Annotated in this window: 12 protein-coding genes; 6 read left to right on the top strand and 6 right to left on the bottom strand. The window is 52.9% G+C overall.

Annotated elements, in window-relative coordinates; translation table 11 throughout:
- Positions 1 to 30: 30 nt before the first annotated feature.
- Positions 31 to 1,059, bottom strand: coding sequence for an ArsR/SmtB family transcription factor (locus tag NYE33_RS20735; RefSeq protein ID WP_341067346.1), 1,029 nt, complete (start codon positions 1,057 to 1,059; stop codon positions 31 to 33).
- A 550-nt stretch (positions 1,060 to 1,609) separates the two neighbouring features.
- A complete protein-coding gene (locus NYE33_RS20740; protein ID WP_076242978.1) occupies positions 1,610 to 2,125 on the bottom strand; it encodes a MogA/MoaB family molybdenum cofactor biosynthesis protein in 516 nt (171 codons plus the stop codon).
- A 181-nt stretch (positions 2,126 to 2,306) separates the two neighbouring features.
- On the opposite strand from NYE33_RS20740, the gene NYE33_RS20745 reads away from it, so the two are divergent.
- From NYE33_RS20745 to NYE33_RS20765, 5 genes are all read left to right on the top strand, one after another.
- Positions 2,307 to 3,317, top strand: a complete 1,011-nt coding sequence (locus tag NYE33_RS20745; protein ID WP_076242979.1) for a CobW family GTP-binding protein — start codon at positions 2,307 to 2,309, stop codon at positions 3,315 to 3,317.
- A gap of 93 nt (positions 3,318 to 3,410) precedes the next feature.
- Positions 3,411 to 3,758 (top strand): four-helix bundle copper-binding protein, encoded by a 348-nt coding sequence (locus tag NYE33_RS20750; protein WP_039304665.1) that lies wholly within the window; start codon positions 3,411 to 3,413, stop codon positions 3,756 to 3,758.
- Positions 3,759 to 3,971: 213 nt separating this feature from the next.
- The gene (locus NYE33_RS20755; RefSeq protein ID WP_076242980.1) at positions 3,972 to 4,940 is read left to right on the top strand and encodes an ATP-binding cassette domain-containing protein; all 969 of its coding nucleotides are present in this window, start codon (positions 3,972 to 3,974) and stop codon (positions 4,938 to 4,940) included.
- Positions 4,937 to 5,647, top strand: coding sequence for a hypothetical protein (locus NYE33_RS20760; protein ID WP_336101766.1), 711 nt, complete (start codon positions 4,937 to 4,939; stop codon positions 5,645 to 5,647). Before NYE33_RS20755 ends, NYE33_RS20760 begins: the two co-directional genes overlap by 4 nt.
- Before the next feature lie 83 nt (positions 5,648 to 5,730).
- On the top strand, positions 5,731 to 6,195 hold the full coding sequence (locus NYE33_RS20765; protein ID WP_042137943.1) for a hypothetical protein: 465 nt from the start codon (positions 5,731 to 5,733) through the stop codon (positions 6,193 to 6,195).
- Positions 6,196 to 6,281: 86 nt separating this feature from the next.
- Here the strand turns inward: NYE33_RS20765 and NYE33_RS20770 are convergent, their stop codons facing one another.
- From NYE33_RS20770 to NYE33_RS20780, 3 genes are all read right to left on the bottom strand, one after another.
- Positions 6,282 to 7,538: a winged helix-turn-helix domain-containing protein gene (locus NYE33_RS20770; RefSeq protein WP_341067348.1), complete on the bottom strand. Its 1,257-nt coding sequence runs from the start codon at positions 7,536 to 7,538 to the stop codon at positions 6,282 to 6,284.
- Between the two features lie 141 nt (positions 7,539 to 7,679).
- The gene (locus tag NYE33_RS20775) at positions 7,680 to 9,776 is read right to left on the bottom strand and encodes an ABC transporter ATP-binding protein (protein ID WP_341067349.1); all 2,097 of its coding nucleotides are present in this window, start codon (positions 9,774 to 9,776) and stop codon (positions 7,680 to 7,682) included.
- A 66-nt stretch (positions 9,777 to 9,842) separates the two neighbouring features.
- Entirely contained in the window at positions 9,843 to 11,591 is a 1,749-nt protein-coding gene (locus NYE33_RS20780; protein ID WP_042137940.1) for an ABC transporter ATP-binding protein, read from the bottom strand.
- A gap of 522 nt (positions 11,592 to 12,113) precedes the next feature.
- On the opposite strand from NYE33_RS20780, the gene NYE33_RS20785 reads away from it, so the two are divergent.
- Positions 12,114 to 12,431, top strand: coding sequence for a HesB/YadR/YfhF family protein (locus tag NYE33_RS20785; RefSeq protein WP_042137938.1), 318 nt, complete (start codon positions 12,114 to 12,116; stop codon positions 12,429 to 12,431).
- A 128-nt stretch (positions 12,432 to 12,559) separates the two neighbouring features.
- Here NYE33_RS20785 and NYE33_RS20790 read toward each other — a convergent pair whose 3' ends face one another.
- Entirely contained in the window at positions 12,560 to 13,075 is a 516-nt protein-coding gene (locus NYE33_RS20790) for a hypothetical protein (RefSeq protein ID WP_039304650.1), read from the bottom strand.
- Between the last annotated feature and the right edge of the window lie 111 nt (positions 13,076 to 13,186).

Here is a 13,186-nt window from a genome sequence, read left to right on the forward strand (position 1 = left end):
GGCGGACATCTCCTTACTCGGGAATCAGACTCATTGTTCAAAATACTGCCGCTGAAGAACAATCAGGCTGTCAAACGCCTCCTTGCTGCTGGAGTAAAACAAATAATTTCCCTTGCGCTCCGAAGTGACGAGTCCGGCTTCGCTGAGCAGCTTAAGCTGCTTCGATACGGCAGCCTCCGAGATGCCAAGCACCGGAGCGAGCTGCTTCGTGCAGTGCGGAGCCTGCCAGAGCAGCTTAAGCATGCGCAGGCGCGTTGCATCGCCGAGCCCCCTGAACTGGCGCAGCAGATCTTCCGGCGGCGCTTCATTGAAGGCCAGCCCGGGAATATCAACAGCAAGCGGCAGCATAAGCCTTCCCTTGTCCCCGGTCCAATCGATCAGCAGATGGGGGAAAATGAAGGTGGAGGATAGCACAAAGATCTGCTGCAATTGTTCATATTCAAAATGATAGGTGAACGCTTTCTGTGCAGTAATGGTCCCATCGGCGGCCTGCAGCCGGGGATGCAGCGAATTCAGCGCTTTCTCCGCAGAGCGTGAGGCTGCTTCCTGAAACTGTGCCGCTGCGGTATGGATCCAAGGCTGAATATACTCCCACTCCTTGCGGAAGTATTCCTGTTCGTAATCCTCCAGGGTGGTGATCAGCAGGTTGCGTACAGACTCCAGATGCTGCAGCAGGTAGCGGGCAGGTTCATCCGGCGGAGTTACAGGTTTGCCGTGCCCCGGCGGCAGTCCATGCTGCCATTCCAGAATCGTACCCAGTGATATCCTGCCGTTCAGCATCACATGAATAAGCTCAGTGTCCGGCAGCGCCTTAAGCACCCGGATGCCTTCCTGGCTGGAGGAGAAAGAGCCAAGGCGGTCCATAAGCGTGAGGCCCGTCCAGCTGTCGGACAGCCTCCCGATCGCCTGTATTCCCTCCACAAGGGAAGGGGACATTCTGCTTAACAGTTCCTTAGCCCAGTGCAGGCGTTTGGGGTGATGCTCCGGCTGATGGAGCACATGCAGGCTGCACAGCATTTCGTGATAGGGGCAGACAACGGTTTTGATCTTGCGTTGCAATCGTTGGAGTGAGCTCATCTCTTTCCTTTCCGGTTAACCATATGGTTAATCAAAAACCACTTTCGCGTAAAGTGTTCAATAGTATAATTACAACTCCAGAAGTTGTCAATGTCATTTGAGGGCAGCTCAAAAAAGGCAAACCTGCCAGCGCGCGCCTCATTAGAGACGCGGTTGGCAGGTTTGCCTTCTGCTGTTAACGGTAAAGTATAAGCGGGGAGGGAGTTCTATCTTCTTCTGCCGTGCTAATTCCGGAAATACCGCACATTTCATCCAGGACGGAATAAGTGTAGATATGCTGCGGGACCGGAACACATGGCGCCGGACCACTTCAACATGGTGGACTACCTGGACTACCTGGGGGTGATAGTAATCTTCATATACGACCTCTGTAGGGTCTGTAACCGTTTGAACAGGGCATTTTGGACAATTTCTCATTACATTCAGCTCTTTCGCGATTGGACTTATGCCAGTATACGCGTAGTACAGGGGCCTGCTTGTTCATTTGTCCATATTACCGGAAATTGGGTGTATGACTATCCTGTACCCTAGATCAGGAACGCTTGTAGATCTCGCGCATCACATGGCGCAGTTCGGGAAGAATCAGCCGCTCCATGGCAAGCTTGATTGCACCGGTGGAGCCGGGCATCGAGAATACTGCCGTACTGCCGATCGTGCCGGCAATAGCCCGGCTAAGCATGGCGGCAGAGCCGATATCTTCCGTGAAGCTAAGCAGCCGGAAAATCTCCCCGAAACCCGGAAGCGATTTGTCAAGCAGTGAAGCAACCGCCTCATAAGTCGTATCGCGGGGTGAAATGCCTGTCCCTCCAGTCAGCAGTACGGCTTCAATGCCGGAATGGACGGAGCTTTTGTAGACCAGTTCACGGATATCCTCATAATCATCCTTGACGATCGTGCGGCCGGTAACAGTGTAGCCCGCTTCCTCCAGCATATTCTGGATCAGCGGCCCGCCGGTGTCCGTCTCCAGGGTCCGGGTGTCCGAGACCGTAATGATATAACAAGCTACTGAATCGGGGGCTTCACGCCGGTGTTCTTCTACGGATGTCATGCGAACCAGCTCCTTTTGTCTGTAATGAACGCTTTATAACCCCCATGATAGGGGATGAAGGAAGCAAAGACAAGTTCGTGCCGGACAGGCAGAAGCGCCGGAGGGGGCCTGTGTCTTGCACAGAGGCGGTCATTGTAGTACACTCGCTACCATAACTGATTTTTGCGGGGAGCGATTGAACTTGGAACAGTCATTACCAGTTTATATATTGTCGGGATTTCTCGGCAGCGGCAAGACTACATTACTGCAGCGGCTGCTGGAGCACTGGAAGACGCAAGGGCTCCGGCCGGCGGTCATCATGAACGAGCTTGGCGAGGTTAATCTGGATGGTCTGCTGGTAGAGCAGTCTGTGCCGATGGCCGAGATGCTGGGCGGGTGTATCTGCTGCACAAGCAGGGGAGATTTAAGTACAGAACTGACCACTCTGGTCAAAAAAGAATCACCGGATGTAGTCGTCATTGAAGCGACAGGCGCAGCTAATCCGCTGGAGATTGTCGATGCGGTTACTGAAACCTCACTGTATCAGCAGGTGGAGCTTAAAGGCCTGATTACTGTGGTCGATGCCGCCCATCTCCTGGAGCTGTACCGTTCCCAGCAGGGGGCTACCTACCGCCTCATGCAGGAGCAGATCCGCTGCGCATCCGTGCTTATTCTGAATAAGACAGACCGGATCAGTGCTGAAGAGGCTGAAGAGATCATGGTTGTGCTGCGCAAATGGAATGCGTATGCAGAGATAATGCCCGCTGTACGCTGTGAGCTGGAGCCGGATGCCCTGCTCGGCAATATCGGTGGAGTCTATTCGGAAGAACGTGGTGTAACAGAAGAGAATGAGCATAGTGAACAGGATGGAGATGCCAGGCAGATGCATGCCTCGCATGATCATGTGATGGCGTACACGCATTATTTCAAGAATTCCGTGAACAGCGAGGCCTTCGAACGGTTTGTTAAGGACTTGCCGCGTGATGTGTACCGGGCTAAGGGAATTGTATCCTTTAACGATACCTCCAGCCGGTTTCTGTTTCAGTATGCATACCGGGAAGCTGATTTCATGAAAATCACCCCCCAGGGCGAAGTGCCTGATGTTGCCGTATTTATCGGTGAACATTTCTCCTCCAGCGAACTGCGCACGGAACTTCTGCGGTTGGAGAAACGTCTGCTGGCAAGACCGGCTGCCGTCAAAAGAAGCCTGTAATACCTTCCCCTGAAGCCGGGGGATTGGTTCGTTCCTTTTCTTGCAGGTTAATACATAGGCATACCCTATAATAATTGCAGGAGGTTTAAGGCTATGACCCGAATTCAATATCAGGAATGCATTGATGCTTGTATGAAATGTATGGATGCCTGTAACTATAGCTATGTCTCAAGCCTGAAAGAATATGATTTGGCAGCACTAAGGGAGACTATCCAGCTTGACCGCGAATGTGCTGACATGTGTTCTTTCGCAATCCAGGCAATGACCCGGCAGAGCCCGTTCGTGGTGGAGATTCTCCGGTTATGTGCTGATATCTGTGAGCGCTGTGCGGATGCGAGCAGCAGACATGAGCATATACACTGCCAGAAATGCATCGATGCCTGCCGCAGTGCGGCAATGGCCTGCAGACTGGTAAGCGGAGCTGTTGAGGTATACGCATAATACAGATTTAAGCACTTCCTTATATAAAAGCAGGGGCCAGACAGGTGCGGGAATCATTCTGCACCTGTCTGGCTTTTTTGTATCCGATATTCAGTAATCTGCGAAATCCAACAGGAGAAAAGGAGACTTCCGGCGAATGTAGTAAATAGAGAACTTTGGCTGTGATTCCATGCGGCCTGTGTCCTAAAGTAAATTGATGGAGGCTTTAAGCGGATGTTCCTTCAGAGTACAGACAGAATTAATAGGCCGGAAGATGCGGCGGATGCACCGCCGCTTATTACACTCACCCGGGGAGCCAAGCGGTATGGAGGCCGCCCGGTTCTTCATGAAATATCAATGATTGTCCGCCCTGGCACGGCCACGGCGCTCATCGGCCGGAACGGCTCCGGCAAGAGTACACTGCTCTCCATTCTCGCGGGACTGCTGAGGCTGTCCTCCGGTGAACTTACATACGGCCGTCAAGGGCTGACTACGGGTTATGCGCCCGAAGCGTTTCCGGGACTGAAATTAACAGCAGAAGATTATCTGCACGACATGGGCTGTATTGCCGGGCTCTCCCGGGCGGCAGCGGTATCGCGGGTGAGCGAACTTCTGGATATCTTTAAGCTGGGAGCGTCCCGCAGCCACCCTTTGGCAGGCTTCTCCAAGGGCATGCTGCAGAAGGTCAATCTGATCCAGAGCCTGCTGATCCGTCCGCAGCTTCTGCTGCTGGACGAGCCTATGTCCGGGCTGGATCTTCCGGCGCAGCATACGCTGACCGAACTGCTGCAGGAGCTGAAGTCGGAAGGGACGGCACTGGTCTTCTCCGTGCACGAGCCCCAGACCGTAGAAGCTCTGGCGGATGCCGTGTATGTGCTGCAGGAAGGGCGGATTATCCGGACAATCCATGGAGCAGAGAACCTGCGGACGGTGCCGTCAGTACATATCGTCTACACAGACCTTCCGCCAGTGGAACAACAAGCGGTAATGGCGTTGCCTGGTGTGCTCCATATGCTGCAAGTGCCGGATTCTGCAGGTGCAGCCTGTACAGGATTGACTGTAGAGCAGAAGATGTCGGATACTTGCCTGCAGCAGATTCTTGCCGCAGGAGGTTCAATTGTTTCGGTTGAACGTCTCGGGGGCTTAAGCGGTATAACAGAGTGGATGGACCCGAAGGAAGAGAACGGGAGTGGACGCGGGTGAAGGCTCTCATCGGATATTTTTTGCGCAGCTACAGTGTCTCCCAGCGGTATTTCGGTCCGGTTGCCGGCATTATTATAGCCGTGTTAATTTTGTATTCCTATAAGCCTAATCCTGTAATGAACAGCTACTCCGCTACGGCAGTCTTTCTATTTGTAGCCTGCTGCTGGCTGGGGTTAAGCTTTCTGAATCATGAGCATGCGGTACAGAAGCAGGTGGTTATCGTCCAGCTCCGCAGTGCCCGCCGCTACAGTCTCGGCGGTATACTTACATTGGGTCTGCTCACTTTGCTGCTGGACCTCTTCATTGTCATCTACCCGGTGTTGACCGGGAGTTTCAATGAACCGGCCGGGCTGGACCGGATCCTGCTTGCTTTTACCGGACATGCTCTACTTGGGATGTTGGGTATTGCGGTCTCCCTGTACCTGCAGTCCTCGTGGGTGTCCAGAACCAGCTACGCCGCCGGCTTGATGCTGATCACCATCATTTTGTCCATCAGCGCCAGCAAGGTTGCTGAGCTGGTGCCCGGACCCGTTGTCCCGGTGCTGCTGCCGCCCGTATTTCCGGTGATGGATGCAATGATGAATGCGGATACGCTGCCGGTGCCGACCCTGCTTGGCGCCTATGCCCACGCGCTCGTATACATAATATTGCTGACCGGATTCTACATTTACCGCTCCGGCCGCATGGACTATAACAAAATAACATGAGCTCTATCCTTTGAACTTGAAGATTTACAGTTAAAGTTTCAATCTATACAGCTCAAATAAACAGATCAGGAACGGGAGGAAAGATGAAGGATACACAAGTACCGGAGAGTGAACAATCCAAAGAGCTATTTGCTTATTTCGGGCTGGCCGTTTATTATTGCCAGGCGCTGGAGCAGCAATTGACCAATCTGCTGCTGCTGACCAAGCTGTCACAGGGCAAAACGCCAACCGATGCAGAGATATCAGAATTGTATCAACGCAAGCTTAGCAATTCACTCGGCCAGCTCATCAAAGAAATCCAGCATCACTTTCCATTCTCGGAGGAAGAAACGAGCCAGCTTCAGGCAGTATGGAAAGAACGCAACCACATTGTCCATGATTATTTCAAGGAACGGATTCAAGAAACGTTCACTCCGGCGGGACGGGCCCATATGATCCGCGAATTGAAGCGGTTTAAGAACAAGGCAAGCAGATTGGAGATTAAGCTGCAGGGCTATTGTACAGAAATGTACAGCAAGCTGGGTCTTGAAGAAGAGCATATCAAGTAACGCCATCCTATCAGTTCATACCAAAGAGACTCACTCTTTACGCAGATAAACCCTGCGGATAAGAGGAGTCTCTTTACGTTGTGCGGTTATTGTGGAGAGGACAGCGCGGATTCCAGCTCCTGCAGCCCGCAGGACTGGACAGTTTCCGGCGCAAACCGGATACCGGATGCTCCGGTTGATCGGGCAAGTGAAGTAAGAGCCTTGACGAGCGCGGGAAGCATGCCCGGAACAAGCGATTCTCCGGTTTCCCACCACCAGCGGACAATGGTAAGAATTCCGCTCTTCTTATCCATCACCGGTTCAAGCCGGGCGATAAAGCGGTCGCCATATAGAAGGGGAAGTACATAGTAACCGTATTCCCGCTCAAGCACCGGCTTGTATACCTCCCAGCGGTAATGGAAGCCAAACAGCTGGCGGATCAGCTCTCTGTCCCACAGCAGGTTGTCGAGCGGAGCCAGCGCCGCTGCGAATGTAATCTCTTGTGTGCCAGTGCCTGTATCAGCGGCGTCTTCCAGCTGCAGTACCGCTTCCAGCTCGGGAGCATCTATTGTCCGCATATACAGCGGAAGCTTGATGCCCTCGACCCGTACCTCGCGGAGCTTATCGCTTAGCAGCAGGCGCTGCACGGCTGCTGTCCGCTCCTTGCTCTTAAGGCCGGAGATTCCGAGCCAGCCGTCCCCGGATTTGTTCCATTGCAGACCGATGCTGCCGATCCGTCTCAGTACATACCAGTCATGGTGCTGATCCATAGTTACATTCGGATCGCTTGCACTGAGCAGTCCGGCCGGCAGCAGCTTAGCCGTAAAATCATAATAACGGCGGGTATGCACCCGGTGGTGAATAGAGAGCTCTCCCCAGAAATACATGCTCTCCATCGCTGCCCGGGATAGTCTCGCCGGAGCCCAGGACCAGTCGATCTTCTCTTTGCTCTCCAGATCGAGCGAAGAGAGCGGACCCCGCGAGTTCAGCTCCTCACGGACATGGGTGACCATGGCAGCCATAGCTTCATTGTCCTGATGCCTGGCGGCGGCTTCTCTGCGCCTCTGGAAATAAGGCCAGTCCTCTGTGCAGTAGATCGACATATTCTTGTCCCAGCCGTCAATCAGCAGCCTGTCCTTATAGAGCAGCTCCGTGGCCATTTCCGGCCGGAATCCCGGGAGTCTGGCCTGTAGCACAAGCTCATGATTATGTCCGGCGATGCTGAGCGGATCATATTGGATACAGCCCACGTGGCGGACGAACTCGTGGATGCTCATCTTGCCCTCCTTCAGTCCTCCCGTGACCAGCCGCTGGTGACGCAGCAGGAACAGCCGGGCTTGCCGCTTGCTCAGACTATAGGTCATCAAGTCCTTCACCCCATCCGTATGTATTGCTTTCCATTATACGGAACAAATGTTCTGAACTCAAGCGAAAGAACCCCCCTGAAGCTTCTACAGCATCAGGAGGGTTTGTTAACAGCAGAGAGGCTGGCTGATCCTCAAAGATTAAATCTGCTCCAGTGACGGACGCAGTCCGGCAGCGGAAGTAGAAGAGGAGACAGCGCCTGAGGCCGGTGCCTCCGCACCGTTACCGGCACCGGCACCCAGCTGAAGCTGATACATGCGGAAGTAACGTCCGCCAAGTGCCATCAGCTCATCATGGCTGCCCCGTTCAACAATCTCACCCCGGTGCAGCACCAGAATCTGGTCTGCGCTGCGGATGGTGGACAGCCGGTGGGCAATGATGAATGTAGTCCGGCCCTTCTTCAGCACCTCCAGCGCCTGCTGGATGATGCTCTCCGTTTCGGTATCGATGTTGGAGGTCGCTTCATCCAGAATCAGGATCGCCGGATCGAACGATAACGCTCTGGCGAAGGAGATCAGCTGCCGCTGGCCGGCGGACAATGTGCTGCCTTTCTCAATTACCGGTTCGTCGAAGCCTTGCGGCAGATGGGACAGCAATTTGTCAGCCCCTACTTCACGCAAGGCACGCTCTACACGTTCCCGGCTGATGCGCTCATCCCCGAGACTGACATTCGAGGCAATCGTTCCGGTGAAGAGGTAAGGGTCCTGCAGCACAATGCCCATATGGCTGCGCAGCCACTGTTTCGGCAGATCCTTAACCTCCTGGCCGTCAATAGTGATGCTTCCGGCTTGCGGATCATAGAAGCGGAACAGCAGATTGATGATCGAGCTTTTGCCCGAGCCGGTATGACCGACCAGAGCGACAGTCTCGCCCGGACGCGCCTCGAAGGAGATATCGCGCAGGACGAAGTCTTTTTTGTAGGCGAAGGATACATCCTTGAAGACAACATCACCTTTATAACGCGGCATCGAACCGTCGGTTACCGGCTCTCCAGGCTCATCCATCAGGGTGAAGACGCGCCCTGCGGATACCATCGAGCTGTCGAGGTTCGCCAGCTGGTTGACCATCCCTGTAATCGGCTGGAACATCCGTCCCAGTACATCGACGAAGGCGTAAAGGACGCCCAGAGAGACGAAGGTTGAACCGTCAAGACTGCCGAAGCCGAAGTACCACAGCACGAGCACGAAGGAGAGACTGCGCAGGGAGTTCACCAGGTTGTGGGACGTGAAGGCATTCAGGTTAAGCATTTTGTTCTGGTATTTCAGATAATCATCATTCAGCTGTTCGAATTCCGCACTACTCTGCTTCTGGCGGCGGAAGATCCGGATAATGGACATCCCTTGAATGGATTCATTGATAATGGCATTGATCTCACTAAGGCGTGAGCGGATGATCGTATTGTATTTCGTTGCAATCTTGCGGTAGAGCACAATCCAGACAATGATAATCGGCACGATGAACAAGCTGACAAGACCCAGCTTCACGTCCAATAGGAAGAGGGCAACATATACACCCGTAATATTAATAATCCCTGTTGCGAAGTTGGACAATACAGCAATGAACAGATCCTTGACCGCTTCCGTATCATTGGTGACCCGGGACACCACCTTGCCTGCAGGCAGATTATCGAAGAAATGCACCGGGAGGCGCTGGATATGCGCATACACGTCCGTCCGCAGCTTGCGGATGACCTGGTTGGCTGATGATTGCAGCCAGTAGGTTTTGCCGAACTCCGCAATTATGGAGATAACGAGGAACATGGCGTATAGAGCGACTAGTTTATAAATCCCGGGGAACTCCGGTTTGTAAAATGAAAACAGGTCATCAGCCGACAGTCTGACGGCCGGATAGACCGTTGCCTGATCGCCATATTGGATACGCAGGTTCCCGTCCGAGAAACTCCGTTCGCCTTCGGTCTGGGCTACAGCTTCATTAATGAAATAGAAGCTTCTGCCAGCCTGAAGCAGGCGGATTTCCCGGCCTTTGACTTCATCTGCGGCAAACCGGTCACCGCGCTTGTAATAGTTGTTGTTATATTCAGCAGCATCTTCAGGCGAAGCAGTCTCGAAATAAGGCTTCTCAATCGCGAGCAGGTGATTGTCAATCATACTCTTGGCGATGAAAGGCCCCGCCAGCTCAGCCGCTACCCCGATGGTGAGGAGCAGAAGGGCTGCTATGAATGTTTTTTTGGCAGTCAGTGCGTACTGCAGCAGACGTTTGCCTGTACTCTGTGTCAACGGTGACACCTCCTATATTTCAGAACATTATAATAGATATGATGCACGTTATAACTTGTTTTTGGGTTATTCATTCGTCAGGTTATTCTCAACCTGCTGACGGTCGAACTGCTCACGGTACCAGCCGTTCAATTCAAGCAGCTCCTGGTGGGTACCCCGCTCCGTAATATGTCCTCCGTCAAGCACGACGATCAGATCGGCGTGTTCAATAGCCGAGAGGCGGTGGGTGGAGATGAGCGTGGTTTTACCGCTGCGCTCTTCACGGATGTTCTCGATGATCTTGGCTTCTGTCCTCGCGTCAACAGCAGACAATGCATCATCCAGAATCAGAATATCCGGATTAGAGATGAAGGCTCTGGAGATCGAGACCCGCTGCTTCTGTCCTCCGGACAGGGAGACACCGCGTTCGCCAACCATCGTGTCGAGCCCGTCGGACAAGGTGCCGAGATCATTTTGGAATGCTGCAGCCGTTATAGCCTGCATAATGAGCTCATCGCTGGCTCCCGAATGGCCGAACTGTATGTTCTCGCGTACCGATTTGGAGAACAGAATCTGTTCCTGCGGGACATACCCCATCCAGCTGTGCAGCTGATCCAGGGCAATCTGCCCGATCGGAACACCTGAGATCAATATCTCACCCTGGCCGGTCGGATATTCATGCAGCAGCTGCTTCAGCAGGGTCGATTTGCCGCTGCCGGTCCGTCCGACCACACCGAGTGTCTGGCCCTGCGACAAGGAAAGGCTGACTCCACTCAGGTTGTCGATGGTTGAGGTCGGATAGCGGAAGGTCACATCCTTCAGTTCAATAGATGACGGATGTTCTACCGGGGTTGGATGAGGAACATCCTGCACATCAGGTATGGCATGCAGTGTCTCATCGATCCGCTCCAGCGAGGCGCCGCCGCGCTGCATAATGTTAATCAGCTCGCCGATGGCGAACATCGGCCAGACGATCATGCCGAGATACATATTGAAGGAGACAAGGTCTCCAAGAGTGATCTGATTGCGGAAGACCAGATAGATTCCGTAGGTCAGTGCAATAATATAACTGAGGCCTACGCAAAAGCGGATCGTCGGCTCGAAGAAGGCATCGACCCGGGCTACGGCCATATTCTTGCGGTATACATCTTCGGTGATATCAGAGAAACGCTTCTCATCCTGGCGTTCCTGCACATAGGCACGGATAACGCGGATACCGGATACGGATTCGAGCACCTGATCATTCATGTCACCGAAAGCATCCTGCGCCAGACTGTAGCGGTCGTGAATGGCTTTGCCGTAGAAGACCATAGCTATCGCGATTAGCGGAAGCGGGATAACTGCGGCAAGTGTCAGCTTCCAGCTGACCAGGAACCCCATGGCGAACAGCACTACTGTCAGATAGACTGTCGAATCGACGAGGGTCAGCATACCAAAGCCTACGGTAGCTGATACCGCACGGATATCATTGGTGGCCCGGGCCATCAGATCACCGGTGCGGTTGCGCTCGAAGAAGGCCGGTGTCATCGTCATGAGATGATTCATGAAGCGCGAGCGCAGCAGGCGCTCCACCAGGTTTGAACCTCCGAACAGCTTGTGCATCCATATGTAGGTGATCCAGTAAATTACCAGCAGCATGAGCACGATCATGCCTATATATTTCATTAGTGAACCTGCAGTAATGGAGCCGCTGACAATATCGTCGATGGCGTTACCGAGGAGACGGGGAGGCAGCAATTCAAGCACACCTACCACAATTAGCAGTATAAGGCCTATAGCATAGCGCCTTTTTTCCCGGCGGAAGAACCAGCCGAGATCGCGGAGAACGGAGAACAAGGGAAATCCCTTCCTTTCGTGTTGAGAATGTTGTTTGCCGGCTTGGGTAAGGATATTATGAAGCTTCAGGACAATGGATAACTCTCTCAAAGCATGCAAAAAAGCGTACCATCCGAAAACGGATGATACGCCTGTCATTTACGACTATCATGTCCACGGTGCTTGTCGCAGCACAGAGACATGGAAGAGAATTGCTTAGCCTGAATTCATACGGTACGCGTAACACGCATGATACTCAGGAATTATCCATTACTCGGGCTGCTTCGGTATTCAGTTGTGTGGATTTGCCGACAATAGTTAGGAAATATGCTGGAACAATAGTAAACACCGCGCTCACCCTTTCTTTGATTTGGTAATAACTTGAAGACGCTTCGTTATGTTCCGAGTTTATCATCCCCCTTCAAGGATTGTCAAATGTAATTTTGAACAAATTGCGAATAAGCTGTATGATAAAATATACTTAAGTCATTTGGAGTATTGTGTTTTGTCAGTAGACTTGAGATATGCGGGAGGAGTGGAGAGATGAACATGTTAATTAGCACGGAAGCTGCCGCCTGGTTCAAGAGAGAGCTGAGCCTCCAGAATGGAGCGTATGTCCGTTTGTTTCCCCGGTATAGCTCAGGGGGCGGACTGCATCCCGGATTCTCGCTGGGAATCGCTACAGAACCGCCGGGCCGTCCCGCTGTTCAGTTTGAGCAGGGAAGCCTTATTTTCTATATGGAAGAGCAGGATCTGTGGTACATGGAGGGGTATAGCCTGTCGATTGTCTATTCGGAGGCTGAGGATGATATCGAGTATAAGTATGAGCCTGTGCCGGTCGCCGGAGGCGTAAAGGAATAACCCGGAAGTGAGGAATGGTGCAGGCCCCGTTACGGTGAAAGATGTCAAAATCCCTTGCCAAGTGGCAAGGGATTTTACGTGAGAACGCATAGCGGATAGGCATTCTGCCTACATCAGCTGCTGCGGCTTCAGGGTGAGCTGCGGAATGTTTCTTCTTCCATCGCGAACTCGAAATCATCAATATCAAACACCTGCACCGGCACTCCGCCTTCGATGATACGCTGAATCAGCTCGAATTGGTCGGTGAGAATCGGTACCTGCTCACGCTGGGAGGCCAGCAGCAGCTCCGTCTCGATTGGATCAAAGGTTTCCCCGTAGGAAGCGTTGTCGAGGCTGTTGATGATGGTAATCTGCGCCTGTCCGCCGAGCAGAATGCCGGAGCTTTTGGCCCACGGGACATTGAGACAGCGGTTGATCTTCTTGGAATTAAGCGGTTCCTCGAAATAGTTGATCAGCTCGCGGATTCTCAGCTTCACATGCTGGTCATCGTCAGCGTGGCTCATCACCGGCTCATCACTGTCCCGTAGTTCGTACAATTCCATAATAGTAGTGTAAGGCACTATATATTCTACAGGGCTCCGCGGTGCGAGAAGCTGGCCGTAAATCGCCATCATGACGGCTTCCGTCACAAATTGTCTGGGCATCATTATCCTCCTGGATTTCAGGTACTGCGATCGTAACTAATAAAATTATAAAAACACTGCGGAGCGCAAATGTCAACAGTGTCCGGGTAAACCAATTAACGGGAAAGGGCG

Origin of the sequence: Paenibacillus sp. FSL R10-2199, assembly GCF_038000235.1 — a bacterium.
GTDB lineage: Bacteria > Bacillota > Bacilli > Paenibacillales > Paenibacillaceae > Paenibacillus_AQ > Paenibacillus_AQ phytohabitans.